This window comes from Undibacterium sp. YM2, from assembly GCF_009937975.1.
Classification (GTDB): Bacteria; Pseudomonadota; Gammaproteobacteria; order Burkholderiales; family Burkholderiaceae_D; genus Undibacterium.
In genome coordinates, this window is the sequence record NZ_AP018441.1 from 4,738,856 (window position 1) to 4,758,330 (window position 19,475).

A 19,475-nucleotide genomic window follows, 5' to 3' on the forward strand; every position below is an offset into this window, starting at 1 on the left:
TCACTTGAGAATTTCCATTAACAGATTGCCTATGAATAAGCTACTGCCAGCCCTTGTTCTGTCTTTTTCGCAAATTGCTCTTATAGAAGCAGCGCAAGCAGTGCATTCTGACCCTGGCCCCAGGGCCGCAACACCGGCACCGTCAATCGAAACACCGCGTGACCGGGTGTTTCATGGTGCCATGGCACTGGATGTCGATGCCTCTGATACGGTGCACAAGATCATTCGTGTGCGGCAGAGTATACCCGTGCAAAAAAGCGGCCACATGGTCTTGCTGTATCCCGAATGGGAAACCACCAGCCATGCGGCCACGCAAACCGTCGCTGACCTGGCAGGCCTGAACATCATGGCAGGTGAGACAAAGCTGGAATGGCAACGCGATGCGGTGAACCCGTATGCCTTTCACATCAATGTGCCAAAAACTACGCGTGAACTGAAGCTGGATTTCCAGATACTGCCAGCCAGCCGTGGTTTGTCGCCGGACATTTTGAAATTGCAATGGTCTAAGCTGGCGCTGTATCCGGCGGGCTGGTATCTGCGCAATATTGCCAGCACCGCCTCCCTCACCCTTCCTGAGAATTTTCAATTCGCTACTTCGCTGGATAGCAATACAGTCAATGGCAATCAGATCAGCTTCAAACAAACCAGTGTTGAAAAACTCATGGATGCGCCTGTGTATGCAGGGCGGTATTTCAAACGGGTAGAACTCACACCTGCGGGCGCGGCTGTGCCGGTACGTTTGAATATGCTGGGCGACTCTGAGGCTGCGATTGCCATCACGCCAGAATTTCTGGCGAGGTATCAGTCTATGGTGGCGGCAGTTCCTAAACTGTTCAAGGGTCAGCCTTATCCGCATTTTGATTTTCTGGTGACGCTCTCGGATACGATATTTTCTGGCGGTGGTGCCGAGCATTCAGAATCGACAGAGATCAATCTGCCTGCTGATTTTTTCACGAATGCCGATGCACAATTACGCATTGCCAGCCTGCATCCTCATGAATATGCGCATGCCTGGAATGGCCGCTACCGCCAGCCTGCTGATTTATGGACGCCCAACCTGAACATGCCCATGCGCGGCAGTCTGCTGTGGATGTATGAGGGGCAGACAGAATTCTGGGGCCGTATACTGACATCGCACCTGGGCTTCATGACACGCCAGCAAAGCCTGGATGCACTGGCGATGGATGCCGCCTTTGTCAGCGCCCGCGTGGGCAGGCAATGGAAATCACTGCAAGACAGCACGATAGACCCCATCTACATGGCGGGCGGCAAGGCCGCAGTGCGCTGGCGCGACTGGCAACGCCGTGAAGATTATTATGTCGAAGGCGTGATGCTGTGGCTGGATGTAGAGATGCTGATGCGCGAACGTTCCTCCGGCAAATTCGGCCTGGCAGATTTCGCCGGCAAGTTCTTTGGTGGCGGCAAAGCGAACAGTGCTATCAGCACCTATACCTTTGTGGATATCTGCAAGGGTCTGAACCAGTTCGTGCCTTATGACTGGGCTAGTTACTTCACCAACCGCCTGCAAACCCACGATGCCAGCCACGCGCTGGATGGCCTGACACGCAGCGGCTATCGCCTGATTTACACCGATGAACCCACAGACTATTTCACGAAGATGGAAGTGGATGCAGGTGCGACAGATTTTTCTCATTCGCTGGGCCTGACAGTCAATGGCAATGGCGTGGTCAACAGCGTAACATGGGAAGGCCCGGCCTTTCGCGCTGGCATCAGCCTGGGTGCGCGCTTGCTGAACGTGGGGAAGGAAGCGTATTCGGATACGGTATTGAAACAGGCGATCAAGGCGGCAGCGATATCAAAAGAAGCGATAGAACTGACTTTCATGGCTGATGGTAAAACGCGTACTGTTGCCATCAACTATACCGGCTCGCTGCGCTACCCGCGTCTGGAGCGTATTCCTGGTACGGTAGATAAGCTCGAAGGCTTGTTGAGTTTGCCTGTTTATGTGGGCGGGTGATTGCGGATGGGCCGGGCCTGTAGGTTGGCCCCGGCCTGTAGGTTGGGCTACGGGGTATCAGCCCAACACTGGGCTTCGAAATAACGCATACGTTTATTAAACGCTGAGTGTTGGGCTGATGAGACGTAGCCCAACCTACAATATTGCTTATACCTTATACGCCCCCCGTATCGCTTCCGCCAGCGCCATGCTCGCTGCACTGGCCCCATGCGCGGGCATGCGCAGGCTGATGGCAAATTCATCGAGCACTGGCAAGCCAGCCTCTTCGCCGAATATATCCAACCCGGGCGGTACCGTAGATGGCAGCAAGGCCGTCACTGCCAGGTCTGCCTGGACGGTGGCGCTGATGGCTTCCATGCTGGGGTAATCGACGACATTGCGCCAGTCTATGCTGGCCCTGGCGAGTTCACGCACTACCGTGGGTTTGAAGACGCAGGTTTCTGACACCAGGCAGATCGGCAATGGCCGTTTTTGCCAGGCACTGCCATCGCGCCTGCCTGCCCAGACTGGTCTTTCCAGTGACAGCAATTCTCCTTGAGCAGAGCCAGCAGGCGCTTCAATGATGGCAATATCCAGCAGGCCGCTGTCAAAGTTTTTCATCAACTCAGTGGATGAACCTGCGAGCAGGGATATTTCTACCTGCGGATAGGCTTTGACAAAGGCAGGCAGGATATTCGGCAGGTGCATGACCATCAGGTCATGTGGTACACCGAGGTGCACTGTACCTGCTACTTCGGCCAGCGTCATGGAGGCGAGGATGGCGTCATTCATTTCTACCAGGCTGCGCGCCTTTTGCAACAATACCTGCCCTTCCACTGTCAGGCTGACACCAGACCTGGCCCTGTCCAGCAAGCGCTTGCCGACCATGTCTTCCAGCCGCTTGATTTGCTGGCTGACTGCGCCCTGCGTCATGTGCAGCCTTTGCGCGGCAAAACTCATGCTGCGCGTTTCTGCGACATGCAGGAAGGTTCTGAGCAAGCCTATGTCGAGGTTTTTCATGGGAGGCGATCAATCATTAGGCTTTGTAATACCTTGCATTATGAATATTCGATTTATTAATGGGTCTCAGCTCACTATAGTAGCCGAATGCACTCTTTTGAAGGAAAACCCGCCATGAAATTGATACCCCGCGTTGCCTTTACTTTCATCCTGACCCTCACTATAGCAAGCACCATGACCAATCCTGCCGCCGCAGCTGTCCCCTCCTCTGTCGATTTTCAATCCCATTACTTCAACAGCGCTGAGGACAAGCAGGCCATAGCGCGCCTGCTGAACAGCTACACGACATCCGTCAGCACGGGTGACGGCAAGACCTTTGCCACGCTCTTGCTTGATGCGCAAGTGCCTTTCATGGCGGTGCGAGGCGTCGCAGATATCGCCAATACTGGCGCTAGCATCGATACCCGCCGTTATGCGGATTTTCACCAGGGTGTATTTGGCAGCGGTCGCAAGCTGGAACAGGATTTTTATAATGTCGATATCAAGCAGGATGGCGCACTGGCGCAAGTGTCATTGGATTTTGTGACCAAAGAAGCAGGCACGCAAAAAGGTGGCTTTGGCTGGAAGCTGCTGCATCTGCTGAAGATCAACGGCCACAGGAGAATCGCCAGCGAGTTTTATACCGTGCGGGCATTGCCGTCTGAATAAACCCGAAAAAAATGATGGATGGCCATGCGGCCATCCACCATTTTTTAGTAACTACACGCGTAATAATCTTAGCGTAACAATCTTAGCGCTGCGGTGTCACCACCGTACGCGGTACGATCGCAAATTCTGGCCATGCAGTGTAATCAGGCAAGACACTGCGTTGCATGAATTTTTGCCAGGCTGCGGCACCGCCAGTAAAGCCAGAATCTGCTGCATAGGCCAGAGCGGGCTGCATGTTCGATGGATAGCCGGTAGCTATGCTTGAATAGCCTGTCATCTCACCCACCTTCAATCCCAGCGCTTTTGCCATTTCCGGGCTATTGCAGGCCATGCCAGCCACGACAGGATTGCGGCTGGCTTCATACGCCTGCCCAAATGTGGTGTACAAGGGTGCCGTTGCGTTTGCCCTGAGGTTGAGGCTATAGATGCCACCAAAAATCCAGCAGTAATCAGGTGCCAGCATGCGGTTCACCGGGAACCTGGCTTTCCAGCTCAATAGCGGCTGGGCCTTGCTGAAGCCCAGTTCAGCAGCACGCCCAGCCGCCGAGGTGAAGAAGTCATCCATCCACGGTGCTATACCGATATTGCTGTTATAAACAATCGCCCCCGGGCCGGTGATGGCACCAAAGATATTGGCTGCCGCATTATTGCTGTAGGTGGTGTTGTAGTAATCCAGATTGTTCGACAATATCCTGGTGAACTCGGCCTTGAGTACATCATTGTCAGGCGTGATATAGGCGGTCTCGGCCAGGTTGCGTATATCCCAGGCCTGCACACGCACGTTCGACTGATACACCAGTCCCTGGATATTGGCGCGATAACCGGGGTTGGTCTGGAACACATCCCACATCGCCCAGAACTGCATCTCCTCAAGGTGATAATAATCACCCGTGACCAGGTAAGGCAGGTAGCTGAAGGCTGGTGTATGCGCAGCGTCTGCAATATTAGGGTTGGTGCAAGTACCGCCACAAACTGGGAAAGCCTCGCGCTGCCTGGTGGCCGGGTTGTAGGTGTCGCCTGGTGTGCCCAGTATGGTCATGTAGGGATAATCATGCAGGCTGATGGGCTTGTCAGTCTTTTGATCGCGGTAATGGGCAGACCAGCTGCCAGCCAGGTCTGCCGTCGCCAGTGTGGCGTCTTTGGCGCGCTTGTCCATGCTTAGCAGGTACGCGGCAGACCATCCAGGCATGAGGCCAATATCCGGCCTGCCACCAGTAGTGGGCATGCCAGGTTCCGCCAGGCCCGGCCCCATGGGCTGGAACTTGACGCCGCTCATGAGGTTTTTCATATTGTTCAACGCTGTCTCGGAAATGGCTATGCGCTGATCATAATTGGGCACAGCCTTGCTGGCGATGAGATAAGCCTTGTTATGGGCAATATGGGTTTGCGGTGCTCCTCCCCACCAGAAAGTCTTGCGCCAGCGGGTGTGATGAAAATGCGTCAGGTTGGCTTGCGAAAACACGCTCTGGCCACCGATGACGACCTCGGCATCATAAGTAAAATTTTGCGGTGCCGGTTGATAGGCCCAGTCATTTTCTATCGTCACATCAACCCTGGCCTTGCCATAGCCGGTATAAGAGCGTATTGCAAAGCGCGCATGCAGATGCGGATGAGTCAGGCCGGTGGAATCATACAATGGCGCAGACACCAGCCATTCACCCGTTTGCGAACCACTGAGCCAGTCTTGCACCTTGCCACTCCTGAGCGCCTGTTCAATTGACGCGGTATACAACTTGCCAGCAATCGTAATATTTACGCTGCCATTAAAACCGGCATTGAGCAAATCGGCAGGCTTGGCGACCTGGCTTGCAGGTGGTGCCAGAGGAGCCAGTTTCAATTGCAGGCTTTGCGGCGCACTCTTGCTCAGTTGCGGCAAGACCGTGCTGATGATGGCATGGCGCACCGAGCCATCGGCATGCCTGGCCTTGACATCGACCTGCAATGAAATGCCTGCTCCGCTACTGAGCTGGCCCGCCAGACTGGCACCGGCTGGCACATCACCAACGGCAAAAGCCTGGCCGAAAGTGACGGGAACATTGCTCTGCACAGTATCAACCGTGCTGCTGATACTGACATCAGGAAGTGAGGCGCCTGTAACGCTGCCTGCCTGGGCAAACGCAGAGGATAGCGCAAGGGTGAGCAAGCCCAGGGCTGCGCATGCAACCGGAATTTTCTTTGACATGGTGAATTCACCTTCGCTTGTGAAAGGGTAAGAAGAGCACAGCAACAGTGCCGCGTTGAGCCCCTGAATAGTAGTCAAAAAATAAAGCAAGCACATGACCGTTCGTCGCCAGAAACCTACCAGTGGTGCATAAAAACGCAGAAACAAAATACAGTGCAACCAAACACACAAATGGATACAAATTGTTGCAACTTTAAAAACATCAAGCGGCTAAGATGGCCCACCCAATCTGAACTTGACTAGCATGACTTTGCCTCACTCTGCTGTATCTGCAATCTCAATAAACACGCGTACGACAATATGTACGACAATGCGAACGCGCACGCTGGCGGGCCTGGGCTTGATCTTGCTGGCTACCGCATGCAGCAAAAATACCGACAATGCACCCGCAACGACTGCAACCCAGCCCGTTGTCGCAAGTCAGGTACAAGTTGCGCCAGCGACTGCGCCGGCAGCGGTCTCTACCCCCGCAGCAAGCGGCTCAGACAAACTGCAAGATTACATCGCCTGCTATAACCAGCTCGACAGAAATGCCCATCGCAGCATTGCGCGTTACGCGAGCTGGGTCAAGAACATGGAAACTGGCCCCAGCGGAAAAGAAAGCGTGGTGTATGGTCTGTATAAAATCGATGTCGATGAGATAGCCAAATGCCAGGCCAGCTTTGCCCAGGCAGGCAAGGCAGCACCGGGCAAACTTGATGTGGCCGCTACGGCTTACATCAACAGCCTGGCAGAGTTGGGCACACTGGTTACCGATGCCGACCAGTATTACAGCCGCGACAACTACAAGGATGATGCCTTTGCCAAGGGCAAGAAAATGCATGCGCCGCTGGCAGCAGCGATGAAGCTGTTTGAAGAAAAGAGTAATATTTTTTCTGATGAAATCGAAGCAGAGAACGACAAGGTACTCGATGCAGAAATGCAGCAACTTGAAAAAAACGAGGGCCGCCAGCTACCCTATCTGCAAATGGCCCTGATGAGCAAGGCCAAGCACCTGATACGCCTGATAGGTGAAGAGAAATTCGACGCCGTCACTGCTGCCAAGGCACTGGCCGAGTATGAAAGCCTGACTGACGAAGCGATTGCCTATGTCAAAAAGAATAGCGAAAGCGCGGCCAGCGGCTGGTCCAGCCTGGAGAGAGCCAGCGAAGATTATCGCAAGGCCGCCAAAGAACGCGTGCGCCGCATCCGTGACAAAGTACCCTACAGTGAAGGCGACAAGATGATGCTCAAGCCAGGTTCAGCCTGGATGGTAGAAGGCAGCCAGGAGAAAGTCACCAAGGCCTACAATGAATTGATAGAAGCGAGTAACCGCATGCACCGCTGAGGTCGATTAATTATACAAAATTGAGCATAAAAATAAGCATACACAATTAAGCATTCACGATTTTTTTACTCATGCGGGATTTTTTCAAGCGTGCATCGGTACTCTGCAGACTTGGAGTGCGTTTGAAGAAGCCCCACATGAACCCCACCCGGTAGTACTCCAGGTCCCCATCTGGAGTTGCTCTTTACAATGCCCTTGTCGTCTGAGGGCATTTTTTTATGGCTTTACAGGCTTGCATTGCGCGGCCTGTTTATCCACTGCGGCCTTGTCGCCGAACAGCAATTTCACCCCGCATTGCGAACCGAACATCCTGGTTTGGTCATGCCCTACGCCTTCCACATCGAGGTAATGATGGTTGCTGGCTGGCAGGGCTTTGGCGACCGGGGTTTGCTTACCCAGATATTGTTCATAAGCCCAGTAGGCATGGGCGCGGTCATAGCGCGTTGGCCCTTCTGCCTCGGCACCGCAGGACTTGTCGAGCACGCGGTGGTTTGGATCAGTATCCAAGCTACCAACCAGATAAGTCACCTGTCTTTGCAGGTGACGGTTGTATAAATCCAGGCCAGCCATGCCCTTGGCATAGGACACCATATTTTGCATACCATAGCGGTAGTCATCATAGGCGGGGCATACTGATTTATCGTAGAGTGCAAAACCAGTGGATGCGGGCCGCTCAGGCGTGAAATACAGATACGATGAGGGATTCGCCACCACATATTGCACATCCAGCCCGCGCGCCCGCAAGGCTTCATCCACATGATTGAGGACAGCATAACGGTGTATCAACTGCCCACCACCAGAATGCCCAGCGAAAGTGATTTTCTTTAGCTGAGGCAGGCGTGACTTGTCGGCCAGCAGTTGGGCGATATCATCGATGACCTGCAATGAACTCAAACCCGTCTGCGTGCCTGTGCCCGGCAAGGCAGGCTCACCCCCGGTCCAGCCCTGCACCGACCAGACCGGCATGCCATCAAAACCAGTATCCGGTTTGCCCGGAAAATTAGGCACAATCACCAGCACTTCATCCAGCGAGCGGCCAGATGCCTGCAACAAGGCCATCGCCGCCGCATAATAATCGTCGCCATTACGCTGTATGCCATGCTGGACGATGATCACTTCACGTATCGTATCGAGTTTTCCATCAAGCATGTGATTCGCATACACCGGAAAATCATATCCGGCCTGCTGACCAGGTACAGGAAGATGCAAACGCTGCCAGGCAGGTGTGGCACTGGCAGGCTGCACAAGACAGCAAACAGCCAGCGTCGAGGATGCCAGCATGCCAAAGAAATTAGATGCTTTCATGCCAGCCCCCGTGTTATTTGAATAGCGGGAATGATAGCATTGCCATGCGATTCAAATTTACCGCAGCCCGCCCATTTTGGAAATGAAATGTAATGAAAAGTAGCATCTTATGTATCAGCACGGCGCTGCTGCTGGCGTCGGGCAGCAGCCTTGCGCAAGACACGGCAGGCGACATCCACCAACTAGCTTCCCTGTTCATGGTCAAATTGCTGTATACGACCGCCGATGAACTGGAAACACATTGCACACAAATTGACCCAGCCTACCAAACACGCTTTGCCGAGAAAAGAATAGCTTGGGACAAGGACATAAAAATGATGTATGCAATGAGTTCTACCACATCAAAATTCATGGGGATGGCAAAGAAGCACTCTGCCAACACCGCGACCAATCCACTCAATTACGCTGAACAAATGACAGATATGTCAAAGCAGCGGGCCGACAGTGCAAGACCAGCCTATGAAATTCCAGCGAAGTGGAAAGAGCTTAAGCTCAACAAGAATATCAAGGAAGACGTGGAAAACCACTTTGCCGGTCTGGATGAAGCCGGACAAAAAAAACGCTGCGAATATATACTCACAAAAAAAGGCATGCCAGCCTTGCCACCGAAAGAATTGCCATGAATCGCGTGCATGGGCTGGAAGTGATGAGCGCTGCAATATAGTGGCTTGGCATGAGTTTGAGTATCTCGTGTGGAGTATTATCTTGCACACTACCTCAGTGATTTTTCGGCACTTCAAAAAAACTCAACCTGCATTTAGGATGAAAATCGTCCAATCCAATCGTCATGCCGGACTTGATCCGGCATCCAGCGACTTTCGTCGAGCATTTGTGCCCTTGTTCATGAAGGGAACTCTGCGCACTGTTTTTGCATAATCCAGCAAGAATTTGCAAGCCCGGGCCAAACGCCACTGGATGCCGGATCAAGTCCGGCATGACGGGTTTGGTGCCATGAGCAAAATCAGGCTGTGAGTCTTTCTAATAGCAGGAAAGCGGGGGCGTACTGCACTTGACGGTTTTTTTACAAAAACTCATCCCCTATTCAAAACTACAAGGTTCGAATCGTCATGCCGGACTTGAGCAGGTATCTGGCGCACAAATTCAGGCACGGTGTAAAAACCACCCACAAGTGCTAGCATATACCCCATGGAAGCGAGCACACCGCCATGAGCAAGAAAAACACCGACTGGATACGCCAGGCGCCAGGGTCTGACCGGCTGGAACGTATTGAAGCTTATTTTTCAGGCAATGCCTATGCCATGCACAGACACGATACCTACGCCATAGGCAGCACGCTGGCGGGGGTGCAAAGCTTTGCTTATCGCGGCAGCATGTGTAACAGCCTGCCTGGTGGTACCATTGTGCTGCATCCTGATGAAGCGCATGATGGCCAGGCAGGTACTGGCGATGGTTTTCATTACCGCATGATCTATGTCGAACCTGCGCTGATACAGCAAATCCTGGGCGGCCAGGCTTTACCATTTGTCAGGAACGGCATTTCCACCGATCCACGCCTGTATGCCGCCACCCTGCCACTGCTGCAAGCCATGGACAAACCCATGGATGCGCTGGAAGAACAAGACGCGCTGTTCGACCTGGCCCATGCCATGCACACCTGCTCAGACAAACTCGCTGGCGCAGCGACAAGTAAATTGCATTTTGATTACCAGGCCGCCGAACGGGCGCGTGAGTATATCCACAGCGCCATGACGGACAACATCACCCTCGATGAACTGGCAGACCACAGTGGCCGTGACCGCTGGAGCCTGTCACGCGATTTCCGCCTGCTGTTTGGCACCAGCCCCTACCGCTACCTGACCATGCGCCGCCTTGACCTCGTCAAAAGCCTGCTGATGCAAGGCTACACGCTAGTAAATGCCGCACTGGCTGCCGGGTTCAGCGACCAGAGCCACATGAGCAAACACTTCAGCAAGGCCTTTGGCCTGACACCTCTGCGCTGGCTGAACATGCATGGCAAAACATCACGGCCTGAATAGCTGACGCACAAACGTACAAGAATTGATGTGGCAGCTTGCGTATGCTGGCGCTTTTCAAACAAAAGCCAGGAGCGCCAGCCATGAATGCCAAAGTCAACGACAGCAAGACTTATCACAGCATTAATTTCGCCAACAAGTTCAGTCTGTTCAGCGAACAGTGGTCACAAAAAGTCATCGCCGAGATGAATAACTACCAATTCAAAGTCGCCAGACTGCAAGGCGATTTCATCTGGCATGACCATGCCGAAACTGATGAAAGCTTCATCGTGCTTGAAGGCCAGTTACGCATCGATTTTCGCGATGGCCATGTACTGATATCTACAGGCGAAATGTTTGTCGTGCCCAAAGGCGTGGAGCATAAACCCAGTGCAGAACATGAAGTCAAACTCTTGTTGATAGAACCGCGTGGTGTGGTCAATACCGGTGATGAAGGCGGGGAGCGTACCAGTGAGCTGGATGTGTGGATTTGATTTTGGGGTTTTGTTCCGGTTTTTGGCGCTGGGTTTTATCGTACACTTTAAAAAAATATCCAGCTCAGGCAAAACAGCAATCTAAAAGTCGTCATGCCAGACTTGATCTGGCATCCAGCGGCTTTCGTCGCATACTTGCGGCCCGGCCCATGAATAAAATGCAACACATTGTTTTTGCATATGTTCCAAGAATTTTCAGGCCCGGGTTAAACGACACTGGATGCCAGATCAAGTCCGGCATGACGGGATCGGGGCTTATTTGTCTATCTTGAGCGCTGCAGTCTTTGACCTTTTGAATTCACACGCACAACTTACGCAACACGAGCATTCTTGGCCGAAGCTTGCAGAGTGCGCCGTGCGCACCCCACCTCGCAGGCAAGTCATTACTTAATTATCACGCCATTGGCGCAAGATACCGATCAAATACCTCATGCAACTTCTCCAAGTCTATATTCGCCGGAACAATTTGATCCTGCGATTTAGCTGAACCATGAAGCACTGTAAAAATCGCCCAATCCATTTTGAACAAGTACCCATTATCTTCCATAGCGTAAATGGCAGATTCCACCGTATCATGCGTCTTGCTCAACTCAGGTATCGTGACTCCGCCATTATCATGGAATTTTTTATTACTCACATTAATACTTGCAGGCCAAAGAGAAATTACTTTTTGGAACACCACATCAAAATTTGCTTCACTTGCCATATAAATTCCAGTTCATCAATCACTGTTTTGCCAAATCAAAACCATTTCGGCCGGAGGATCTGAGCCTTCACAAAATGGTACCCACGTGTACTCTGGTTTAATACAAACGTGTATCCAGGCTTCATACGAGTCCTTTAGACGGTTAGGAGCAATGCAAAGCCATTCAAGTTTATGCCGCTTAAATATGGCATCAATATCTTCTGCGTCTCTCTCGCTAAGACCCGAACGACTATGAGCTGGCAAGAAGTAGCTGGCCAATTCGTTTTCTGCTTCATATGAAGCTTCAATCGGTACAAGATAGCCTTCCAAAGAAGGATGAAAACACGCAGTGCCAGCACATTGATGGGTGTATTCAACTCCCGTCGGGTGATGGACGATGAGATACAAACCTCTTATTTCCGGAATTTCCACATCAATCAACTTACGCTTTTCACTCTCAAGCACAATTTTACGGGCAGCAGACGTACGTGGCGAAAATGTATAAGGTGGGAAATTACTACTCTGCGACTTTGCTATAGGTTTGGTTGCAAGTGGCACCTCGTCTTTGATACCCAGTAGTTTCTTTAACCAACTCATTCTGTATTCTCGTGTGAAATTGCATCTATCTTATTCTTAAGCTACTCAGAAACGGCAATATTGCCAAGGTTGCTAAAAACAATTAATTAACATTAAAGCATGTGCTATTCCAGGTGGACAATAAATTTCTGTAAGCGACAGCTTCAAATTTCTGTAGTATATTACATACTACAAACTTAAAATTGCTTAGAAATAACTTTACTTATCATTTAATAACACCCAACCCAGCATGCCCATCCCCACCAGCACAGCCCCCTTAAGCCGCTCCCTCGCCCGTGAAGAGGTCTATCGCAGTCTCAAGCAATGGATCATAGAATTGCAGCTCGCGCCTGGAGAAATTTTGCGTGATCAGGAACTGGCCTTGCAGCTCGGGGTATCGCGCACGCCTGTGCGTGAGGCCTTGCGGCAACTGGAGGATGAGGGTCTGGTCATTACCAGTTTTCATAAATGGACCAAGGTCGCACCTTCAAGGCTGGAAGAAATTATCGAGCTTTACCCGGTCGTCGCCGCACTGGAAGCGACGGCGCTAGAGCTGGCAGCACCCCGACTGACTGAAGCTGATTTACAGGAACTTGAGGCTGTCAATACGGCACTCGCGCAGGCTATTGCAGCACATGCGCATCAACGTGCGACTGAACTTGATGCGCAATTCCATGCCCTCATCGTGCGGGCCAGCCAGAATGCGGAGATAGAAAAACTGCTGGCAAATCTGCGCCCGCGCATTAAACGCATAGAGCTGGCGCATTTTGATGACCAGCGCATGGCACCGCAATCGATACAAGAACACAAAACCATCATCGCGGCGCTTCGTGCCGTTGATACCCAGGCAGCAGTGCAGGCCATCAAACAAAACTGGACTCTGCCACCAGATTTATTGCAAGTGATCGCAACTGCTGTTTCTGCATAAGCCGATAGTCCCCTTTCTAAGCCCGCTTATCAATTTTGGAGTAAACCATGCCATCTGCCCTGCTCATCATCGATTTCCAGAATGCAGTTTTCATCGACCCGCCAGCTCATAGGGCAGACGAGGTGCTGACGCGTATCAACGAATTGATTGCGAGAGCGCGCAAGGCCAACATGCCGGTCGTGTATGTGCAGCATAATGAAGAAGGTACTGCATGGGAAAAAGACAGCGACAGCTGGCAATTCCCCACCGCCATTGCACCACAGGCTGGCGACTATGTTTGCGCGAAGCAGCACAGCAGCGCTTTCCAGCAAACCGGCTTTGAAGCCGGGCTTGCTAAACGTGGCATAGATGAAGTGTTTGTCTGCGGCTACGCCAGCGAGTTTTGTTTAGACAGTGCAATACGGCAGGCAGCGGCGCTGGGTATCAAGACCAACGTCATTGCCGATGCCCATACCACGCGCAACCGCCCTCACCTGGATGCAGCGACCATCAGCAATCACCACAACTGGGTATGGAGCGAGATGGGGCAGATCAGCGTGATACCGGCTGCGCAACTGCCATTCTGATCAGCGTTTGGAGAGTATAACCATGACTGACATCAGCACCAGCCTCGTAAAACCTGCCAGCGATATCCCGGATGGATTTGCCTCGTTGTCGCAAGGTGTATTCCATGCATCGACTATCGTTTTTCCTGACGTTGCCTCCTTCCTGCACAGGCAAGCGCAGGCACACACGGGTTATAGCTACGGGCAAAATGGCACGCCCACCCACTATGCGCTGGCAAATAAATTGTCTGAGCTTGAAGGTGGTGGCTATACCGTGCTGGTGCCAACTGGCCTCGCCTCGGCGGTGCTGGTCAACAGCATGTTGCTGGCTGCGGGCGACCATGTGCTGCTGCCGGACAGCATCTATGGCCCGACGCTGGAAACCACCAAAACCTTGTTTGCCAAATGGGGTGTGCGCCACAGCATTTACCCCAATGATATTGGCGCTGGCATCGCTGATTTTTTTGAAGACAATACCAAACTGGTGTGGACAGAAAGCCCGGCCTCCAACAGCATGGAAATGCAGGACATACCTGCCATCGTTGCTGCTGCCCATGCACGCCAGATCAAGGTGGTGATGGACAATACCTGGGCCACGGCACTGGGCTTCAGGGCGCTGGATGCCGGTGTCGATTTCAGCATACAAGCACTGACCAAATACGTGGGCGGGCATTCTGATTTATTGATGGGTGCAGTCAGCACACGCGATGAAGCAGCCTACCATGCCCTGCGTGATACCGCAGAACTGCTGGGCTATTACGTCGCCCCCGATGAATGCTTCCTGGCCCTGCGCGGCTTGCCGACGCTGGCCTTGCGGCTGGAAAGGCAATATGTATCTGCCCTGCGCATCGCCGCATTTTTGCAAAGCCATGCAGCGATAGCGCAACTCAATTATCCCCCACTGCCGGGGGATAATTATCACCACTTATGGAAACGCGATTTCAAACTCGGCAATGGCTTGCTGTCTTTCAGCCTGAAGCAAGACAATCTGCCAGCGATAGAAAAGTTTGTCGCCGCACTACAGCTATTCACGCTGGGCAATAGCTGGGGTGGCGTACACAGCCTGATCGCGGTTGCGCCACAGCGTGCGCCAAAAACCGGCTGGCTGCTGCGCCTGCATGTGGGTGTGGAACATGTCGATGACTTGCTGGCTGATCTTGAACGGGCGCTGGCTACTTTGGACTAATAATGGCCTGTGTTAGACTGGCAACATACAATATGTGGACTGTACCAGCCCAGGCAGCCCAAAACAGATATTCCCCTAAATGACCGAGAGTACAGATTCCATACACCAGATACCCGTCGCGACTTATACATGCAAACAGCGTTTAGATTTGCAAACACAGGTGCAAGCAGATTTTTTTGCGGCACTTGAAGCAGAACTGTGCAGCCTGGTATGTGATCGCCTGCTCGTTTTCCGTAAGCGGATTTTTACAGACACCATACAATTACTTCGCGCAAGGCTGGCGAAATATGCCAGCGCCATTGGGCTCTGTCTATCGGTGGTTTTAATTTCCCTGGATGGCTCGACAATGCATGGCATCAGGGTTGGTCTGCTACTTTTCTTCCTGTTTTCTGTAGCTTTTTTTGCCACCTGGGATACCGACAGGCTCCTGAAAACACAGGAAAATATCATCCTGCCCTACTGGCGCCGGATTGCCAATCTTAGTGCCGCCAAAATACTCAAGGCCCCAAAAAAAGTCTTGCCATTCACTGCAGAATATCAGTTTCGTGATAATGTCGTCTCTTGTTACCGCATCAACACCAACGGCACCTGGCTGGCCTGGAGCAAAACACTGGAAGGCTGGTACTTCAGCGGACAACATGTCACCATGCTGTTCAAGAAGAAAACTTCAATCCATCCTTACCTGCTCATCATGCACGAAGCCCCGCAAGAGCTGGCATTGTATCTGGATGCGCTGAGCTTACATTGCATTGACAGTCTCCAGGCTACATAGATTTGTGGGGCGCACCACGCGCACCGATTTACTATCAATGAATAGGGCGCATGACGCATCTACCCAATTGCGAACGTCGCCACCTACATAGCAAATGCAGAACATATGCAATACACCGTAAGCTGGCGGTATGCAGCACGCTATCTTCTCTAATAACGCATCATATAGCCTCTTGCAAAAATCTGGAGTATCCGCAAATACGCGATATTGATATTTCAAATATAGAAAGTCCATCATGAACCAGTACAGCAAAAAGTTCTTCATGCCACACAAGGCGGCAATCGGGCCGCCTGGGGTAATGAGGAACTATCATGAAAGATCTCTCTCGTGCTTTGCGCAGGCACCATGCTGCGCGTCTGAAAAAGAAACGTCAGTATTATTTTTATAGCTGGGAAGAAAAGCTCAGTGTCTTGCGCCTGGGTATGGTCTTGCATACACCAACAACCTGCAGTTGCCATATGTGCGGCAATCCGCGCAAGTATTTCAAGGAACGCACCATGCAAGAAAGGCGATGGATGCAGGTAGTTGAATAGCACGAAATTAATCAACTTCGCAGGTGCGATTAGCGCAACATAATCGAACGTATGCAAGCTATTGAAGCCATTAATCTATCTCAGGTTTTATAGCTACATGCGTACGATTATGCATTGCTAATCGTACCTGCAACACAATACCTCAGGACGCCGACAACATCTCCAGCAGCCGCGCAAAGCCTGTTGGTATTTCATGCATCTGATCGGGTGAGTAAAGCACATTCAAGACCTGATCTCCTGCATCAAGGTCAACGACATCCATTGCCAGCCAGTCTTTGGACCAGAAATCGATCGCGCCGATTTTGGAGGATGATGAAAATTCCAGTCTTTTCAAATCACCAAAATCCCCTTCCAGATATTCAGTCCAGGTCAGGACATAGGAAGCGGGGATCAGGGGTTCTACAAGTTCCTTGAAATAGGCAAGGTGTTCGTTCATATACTGGTGGACTGTAACAGTGGAAACCGGGAACACGCATCTTATCCTGAACCCATCGCCGGTGTCACAAATACGGAGTGATATTGCGCATGGTGCGCTCCACATAGTCTTCTTTCTCACCGACCGGGGCAACATAGTGAATGGCGCTTTCTGCGGCTTCTGTTCCTGCCAGGCGGGCAATGACCCAGGCAGCCAGGTATTGTGAAGCCAGGCAACCGCCCGCAGTGGCGACGTTATCTTTGGCGAAGAAGGGTTGGTTCAGGACTTCAACACCTGCTGCCTGCACCCAGGGTTTGGTGGTAAGGTCAGTGCAGGCTGGCACGCTGCCCAGCAAACCCAGTTTGGCCAGCACCAGCGTGCCTGAACACTGTGCGCCCAGGATTTGCCGGGCTGGGTCAAGCCGCAATTGCGCCATCAGGGCGGCGTCTTCCACCACTTCTCGGGTGCGCATGCCACTGCCGATGATGACGGCATCTGCTGCATTTGCTTCCTGCAGGGATATCTGCGACTCCAGCAAGAGCCCATTCATGGAACGAACCTGTGCAGCAGGACTGGCGATGGACACACGCCAGCCTGGCGTCTTGATGCGGTTCAAAATACCCAGAGCGATCAGGGAATCAAGTTCATTAAAACCTTCAAATGTCAGGATGGCGATATGCATAATCTCTCTTTCGGTTTGCAATGGTGATGAGGCATAATAAGCTGGCAACACAATACAATCAAATAATTGTCATGGATACGCTTTACTATGCCGCTGAGCCGCTATAAACAGCTAGTCGATACACTCGCCAGCGAAATACGTTCTGGCCGCCTGGCGCCAGGCACCCGCCTGCCCACACACCGCAAACTTGCAGCAACACATGGTCTGGCGCTGGTCACGGCCAGCCGCGTGTATGCAGAGCTCGAAACCATGGGCCTGGTCAGTGGTGAAACCGGGCGCGGCACCTTTGTGCGTGAAACGACGCTGTCACCTGGCATGGGCATAGACCAGCATGCGACCGCGACAGGGATGACTGACCTGAATTTTAATTATCCATCCCTGCCGGGCCAGGCAGAATTATTGCGCGCCGCCTTGCGCCAGCTGGCATCTTCAGGTGATATAGATGCACTGCTGCGTTACCAGCCGCATGGCGGCAGACAGCATGAGCGTGCCGCCATGGCCCGCCATCTTGCGAGTCGTGGTCTTGATGTCAGTGCTGAGCAGGTAGCCATCGTCAGCGGTGCGCAACATGGGCTGGCAGTGACCGCCATGGCCTTGCTGCAACCCGGTGATGTGGTTGCTGTAGATGCCCTGACTTATCCCGGCTTCAAAGTTGTTGCACAAGCACAGCATCTGGAATTGCTACCGATTGCAATGGGCAAAGACGGCCCCAACCTGAACGCACTGGAAAAACTATGCAGGCAACGCAAGGTGCGGGCGGTATATACCATGCCCACCATGCACAACCCTCTGGGCCTGGTCATGGGTCTGCCATGGCGGCAAGAGCTGGTGCGCATCGCCCGCAAACATGGCTTGCTGATCATGGAAGATGCTGCTTATGCGTTTCTGGCGACCAGGCCACCTGCACCACTGGCGGCAATGGCACCTGAGCTGACGGTGTATATCTCAGGATTTTCCAAGAATATTTCTACCGGGCTCAGGGTGGGTTATGTTGCCGCCCCCAAGCAACACCTGCCCGCGATTGAACGCGCAATACGGGCCACGACCTGGAACACTCCTGCCCTGATGACCAGCCTGGTATGCAACTGGCTGGGCGATGGCACGGTAGTCCGTCTTGAAAAAGAAAAGCGTGCCGATGCCAAAGCCAGACAGGCCCTGGCGGGCAAAGTACTCACCGGATTTGATTACATCAGCCATCCGGCATCGTATTTTATCTGGCTGCCGCTGCCAGCAGAGCTGCGCGCAGACCAGATAGCCATGGCACTGGAACGCGAGCAGATTGCCGTCTCAACGGCAGAACCCTTTGCCACCACAGAACAGGTGCCGCATGCCTTACGTCTGGCACTGGGCTCGGTGGAGATGGATGTACTCAAAGTGGCGCTGGAGAAGTTCAGGCAGGTGTTGGCGCGGTATGTGTATTGATCAGGAATGATCATAAATGATCAGGGGATGCTGGCCTGCTGACCAGGCCGCTGCCGCATGAGATCAACGAAGGCATCCAGCGCAGGTTGTGGCCCGGCACCCAGATTGGCATTTGTCCCCATGTCATCAATCTCGCGCAAGACCGTGCCGCCACCCATGGAAGTCTGGCCCAATACATCGTAACGGATATGTTGACTGGACTTGTTACGCACGATGCCCGAGAAATGCGGTGCCAGTACCCAGGTGCCTGCGCTTTGCTTGACTTCTTCCAGCGACTTGCCCGTCAGATCAACCGGCGTGGCCTGGGGATAAGCCAGCACCAGCAGGGTATGGTTGGCATCAAGTTCACACTGATGCCAGCGGTATTGCGTGGCTTCTTCCTGCAAGCTGGGTATTTCCTGCGCTTTGCAGCTTAGGTGGTAAAACAGGTAGTGGGAATTCTCGTCGGCTTTTTCGACAATATCAAACAATTGCGCGGCCTGGCGAAAGACATAGTGCGGCAATATCTGGTAGGCGATGTTATAAGACAATTGCTCCAGCGAAGTGCGTGCGGCTGGCTTGCTTTTGAAAAAGTCGAATAGTCCCATGGTGTCGCCCCGGATTTTTGTATGTTTTCTCTTTGCCTCGCAAGAGACAGGATTGCAAATGAAACCATACGGGCGGGAGTTTTGTCAATTAGTCAGGTAGGGCATGTGGGCAACGGAGACAAATTCCTTGTAGGGGATGCATGGCGCACCCTACTGAAGCGCATCATTTTCTCCTGTTTCTACGGGGATGTAGAAAAGCTGCGAACCATACGGCGCATTCCAATGCGCCATACATCAC

20 protein-coding genes are annotated in these 19,475 nt (G+C 52.5%); 12 read left to right on the top strand and 8 right to left on the bottom strand.

Translation table 11 applies throughout. The features are described 5' to 3' along the window. Positions 1-31 precede the first annotated feature (31 nt). Positions 32-1,978, top strand: coding sequence for a M61 family metallopeptidase (locus UNDYM_RS21680; RefSeq protein ID WP_162042930.1), 1,947 nt, complete (start codon positions 32-34; stop codon positions 1,976-1,978). A 147-nt stretch (positions 1,979-2,125) separates the two neighbouring features. On the opposite strand, the gene UNDYM_RS21685 is transcribed toward UNDYM_RS21680, so the two are convergent. Next, on the bottom strand, positions 2,126-2,977 hold the full coding sequence (locus tag UNDYM_RS21685) for a LysR family transcriptional regulator (protein ID WP_162042932.1): 852 nt from the start codon (positions 2,975-2,977) through the stop codon (positions 2,126-2,128). A gap of 114 nt (positions 2,978-3,091) precedes the next feature. Between UNDYM_RS21685 and UNDYM_RS21690 the strand changes: the two genes are divergently transcribed. Continuing rightward, the gene (locus UNDYM_RS21690) at positions 3,092-3,625 is read left to right on the top strand and encodes a hypothetical protein (protein WP_162042934.1); all 534 of its coding nucleotides are present in this window, start codon (positions 3,092-3,094) and stop codon (positions 3,623-3,625) included. Positions 3,626-3,707: 82 nt separating this feature from the next. On the opposite strand, the gene UNDYM_RS21695 is transcribed toward UNDYM_RS21690, so the two are convergent. Further along, positions 3,708-5,807: a hypothetical protein gene (locus tag UNDYM_RS21695; protein WP_232063563.1), complete on the bottom strand. Its 2,100-nt coding sequence runs from the start codon at positions 5,805-5,807 to the stop codon at positions 3,708-3,710. A gap of 310 nt (positions 5,808-6,117) precedes the next feature. Here UNDYM_RS21695 and UNDYM_RS21700 point away from each other — a divergent pair, with 310 nt between their 5' ends. Further along, entirely contained in the window at positions 6,118-7,134 is a 1,017-nt protein-coding gene (locus tag UNDYM_RS21700; RefSeq protein ID WP_162042935.1) for a YiiG family protein, read from the top strand. Between the two features lie 216 nt (positions 7,135-7,350). Here UNDYM_RS21700 and UNDYM_RS21705 read toward each other — a convergent pair whose 3' ends face one another. After that, a complete protein-coding gene (locus tag UNDYM_RS21705; protein ID WP_162042937.1) occupies positions 7,351-8,439 on the bottom strand; it encodes a hypothetical protein in 1,089 nt (362 codons plus the stop codon). A gap of 92 nt (positions 8,440-8,531) precedes the next feature. Here UNDYM_RS21705 and UNDYM_RS21710 point away from each other — a divergent pair, with 92 nt between their 5' ends. The 3 genes from UNDYM_RS21710 (at position 8,532) to UNDYM_RS21720 (ending at position 10,906) form a co-directional block, all read left to right on the top strand. Further along, positions 8,532-9,062: a hypothetical protein gene (locus UNDYM_RS21710; RefSeq protein ID WP_162042939.1), complete on the top strand. Its 531-nt coding sequence runs from the start codon at positions 8,532-8,534 to the stop codon at positions 9,060-9,062. Between the two features lie 543 nt (positions 9,063-9,605). Next, the gene (locus UNDYM_RS21715) at positions 9,606-10,436 is read left to right on the top strand and encodes an AraC family transcriptional regulator (RefSeq protein ID WP_162042941.1); all 831 of its coding nucleotides are present in this window, start codon (positions 9,606-9,608) and stop codon (positions 10,434-10,436) included. 80 nt (positions 10,437-10,516) lie between these two features. Then, a complete protein-coding gene (locus tag UNDYM_RS21720) occupies positions 10,517-10,906 on the top strand; it encodes a cupin domain-containing protein (protein WP_162042944.1) in 390 nt (129 codons plus the stop codon). A 394-nt stretch (positions 10,907-11,300) separates the two neighbouring features. Here UNDYM_RS21720 and UNDYM_RS21725 read toward each other — a convergent pair whose 3' ends face one another. Together UNDYM_RS21725 and UNDYM_RS21730 are read right to left on the bottom strand one after the other, a co-directional pair. After that, a complete protein-coding gene (locus tag UNDYM_RS21725; protein WP_162042946.1) occupies positions 11,301-11,612 on the bottom strand; it encodes a hypothetical protein in 312 nt (103 codons plus the stop codon). Positions 11,613-11,627: 15 nt separating this feature from the next. After that, on the bottom strand, positions 11,628-12,188 hold the full coding sequence (locus UNDYM_RS21730; RefSeq protein WP_162042948.1) for a DUF6210 family protein: 561 nt from the start codon (positions 12,186-12,188) through the stop codon (positions 11,628-11,630). 229 nt (positions 12,189-12,417) lie between these two features. Between UNDYM_RS21730 and UNDYM_RS21735 the strand changes: the two genes are divergently transcribed. The 5 genes from UNDYM_RS21735 to UNDYM_RS21755 all read left to right on the top strand — a co-directional run bounded on the left by UNDYM_RS21735 (position 12,418) and on the right by UNDYM_RS21755 (position 16,131). Then, positions 12,418-13,095: a GntR family transcriptional regulator gene (locus UNDYM_RS21735; RefSeq protein ID WP_162042949.1), complete on the top strand. Its 678-nt coding sequence runs from the start codon at positions 12,418-12,420 to the stop codon at positions 13,093-13,095. Between the two features lie 47 nt (positions 13,096-13,142). Beyond that, positions 13,143-13,661 (top strand): isochorismatase family protein, encoded by a 519-nt coding sequence (locus tag UNDYM_RS21740; RefSeq protein WP_162042951.1) that lies wholly within the window; start codon positions 13,143-13,145, stop codon positions 13,659-13,661. Between the two features lie 22 nt (positions 13,662-13,683). Further along, complete coding sequence (locus UNDYM_RS21745; protein WP_162042953.1) at positions 13,684-14,826, top strand: PLP-dependent aspartate aminotransferase family protein; 1,143 nt, start codon at positions 13,684-13,686, stop codon at positions 14,824-14,826. A 79-nt stretch (positions 14,827-14,905) separates the two neighbouring features. Beyond that, positions 14,906-15,598 (top strand): hypothetical protein, encoded by a 693-nt coding sequence (locus UNDYM_RS21750; protein WP_162042955.1) that lies wholly within the window; start codon positions 14,906-14,908, stop codon positions 15,596-15,598. Between the two features lie 311 nt (positions 15,599-15,909). Next, entirely contained in the window at positions 15,910-16,131 is a 222-nt protein-coding gene (locus UNDYM_RS21755; protein WP_162042957.1) for a hypothetical protein, read from the top strand. A gap of 142 nt (positions 16,132-16,273) precedes the next feature. On the opposite strand, the gene UNDYM_RS21760 is transcribed toward UNDYM_RS21755, so the two are convergent. Together UNDYM_RS21760 and UNDYM_RS21765 are read right to left on the bottom strand one after the other, a co-directional pair. Continuing rightward, positions 16,274-16,567, bottom strand: coding sequence for a hypothetical protein (locus tag UNDYM_RS21760; protein ID WP_162042959.1), 294 nt, complete (start codon positions 16,565-16,567; stop codon positions 16,274-16,276). A 64-nt stretch (positions 16,568-16,631) separates the two neighbouring features. Further along, positions 16,632-17,228, bottom strand: coding sequence for a DJ-1/PfpI family protein (locus UNDYM_RS21765; protein WP_162042961.1), 597 nt, complete (start codon positions 17,226-17,228; stop codon positions 16,632-16,634). Between the two features lie 87 nt (positions 17,229-17,315). On the opposite strand from UNDYM_RS21765, the gene UNDYM_RS21770 reads away from it, so the two are divergent. Beyond that, positions 17,316-18,650, top strand: a complete 1,335-nt coding sequence (locus UNDYM_RS21770) for a PLP-dependent aminotransferase family protein (protein ID WP_162042963.1) — start codon at positions 17,316-17,318, stop codon at positions 18,648-18,650. A gap of 20 nt (positions 18,651-18,670) precedes the next feature. On the opposite strand, the gene UNDYM_RS21775 is transcribed toward UNDYM_RS21770, so the two are convergent. Then, entirely contained in the window at positions 18,671-19,237 is a 567-nt protein-coding gene (locus UNDYM_RS21775) for a hypothetical protein (RefSeq protein WP_162042965.1), read from the bottom strand. Positions 19,238-19,475 lie beyond the last annotated feature (238 nt).

What these genes read in the sequence shown, in the direction of transcription:
- UNDYM_RS21755 (WP_162042957.1), top strand. Translation starts at nt 15,910, where the DNA reads ATGAAAGATCTCTCTCGTGCTTTGCGCAGGCACCATGCTGCGCGTCTG.
- UNDYM_RS21695 (WP_232063563.1), bottom strand. Translation starts at nt 5,807, where the DNA reads ATGTCAAAGAAAATTCCGGTTGCATGCGCAGCCCTGGGCTTGCTCACC.
- UNDYM_RS21685 (WP_162042932.1), bottom strand. Translation starts at nt 2,977, where the DNA reads ATGAAAAACCTCGACATAGGCTTGCTCAGAACCTTCCTGCATGTCGCA.
- UNDYM_RS21760 (WP_162042959.1), bottom strand. Translation starts at nt 16,567, where the DNA reads ATGAACGAACACCTTGCCTATTTCAAGGAACTTGTAGAACCCCTGATC.
- UNDYM_RS21765 (WP_162042961.1), bottom strand. Translation starts at nt 17,228, where the DNA reads ATGCATATCGCCATCCTGACATTTGAAGGTTTTAATGAACTTGATTCC.
- UNDYM_RS21720 (WP_162042944.1), top strand. Translation starts at nt 10,517, where the DNA reads ATGAATGCCAAAGTCAACGACAGCAAGACTTATCACAGCATTAATTTC.
- UNDYM_RS21770 (WP_162042963.1), top strand. Translation starts at nt 17,316, where the DNA reads ATGCCGCTGAGCCGCTATAAACAGCTAGTCGATACACTCGCCAGCGAA.
- UNDYM_RS21750 (WP_162042955.1), top strand. Translation starts at nt 14,906, where the DNA reads ATGACCGAGAGTACAGATTCCATACACCAGATACCCGTCGCGACTTAT.
- UNDYM_RS21745 (WP_162042953.1), top strand. Translation starts at nt 13,684, where the DNA reads ATGACTGACATCAGCACCAGCCTCGTAAAACCTGCCAGCGATATCCCG.
- UNDYM_RS21700 (WP_162042935.1), top strand. Translation starts at nt 6,118, where the DNA reads ATGCGAACGCGCACGCTGGCGGGCCTGGGCTTGATCTTGCTGGCTACC.
- UNDYM_RS21775 (WP_162042965.1), bottom strand. Translation starts at nt 19,237, where the DNA reads ATGGGACTATTCGACTTTTTCAAAAGCAAGCCAGCCGCACGCACTTCG.
- UNDYM_RS21705 (WP_162042937.1), bottom strand. Translation starts at nt 8,439, where the DNA reads ATGAAAGCATCTAATTTCTTTGGCATGCTGGCATCCTCGACGCTGGCT.
- UNDYM_RS21680 (WP_162042930.1), top strand. Translation starts at nt 32, where the DNA reads ATGAATAAGCTACTGCCAGCCCTTGTTCTGTCTTTTTCGCAAATTGCT.
- UNDYM_RS21710 (WP_162042939.1), top strand. Translation starts at nt 8,532, where the DNA reads ATGAAAAGTAGCATCTTATGTATCAGCACGGCGCTGCTGCTGGCGTCG.
- UNDYM_RS21725 (WP_162042946.1), bottom strand. Translation starts at nt 11,612, where the DNA reads ATGGCAAGTGAAGCAAATTTTGATGTGGTGTTCCAAAAAGTAATTTCT.
- UNDYM_RS21735 (WP_162042949.1), top strand. Translation starts at nt 12,418, where the DNA reads ATGCCCATCCCCACCAGCACAGCCCCCTTAAGCCGCTCCCTCGCCCGT.
- UNDYM_RS21730 (WP_162042948.1), bottom strand. Translation starts at nt 12,188, where the DNA reads ATGAGTTGGTTAAAGAAACTACTGGGTATCAAAGACGAGGTGCCACTT.
- UNDYM_RS21740 (WP_162042951.1), top strand. Translation starts at nt 13,143, where the DNA reads ATGCCATCTGCCCTGCTCATCATCGATTTCCAGAATGCAGTTTTCATC.
- UNDYM_RS21690 (WP_162042934.1), top strand. Translation starts at nt 3,092, where the DNA reads ATGAAATTGATACCCCGCGTTGCCTTTACTTTCATCCTGACCCTCACT.
- UNDYM_RS21715 (WP_162042941.1), top strand. Translation starts at nt 9,606, where the DNA reads ATGAGCAAGAAAAACACCGACTGGATACGCCAGGCGCCAGGGTCTGAC.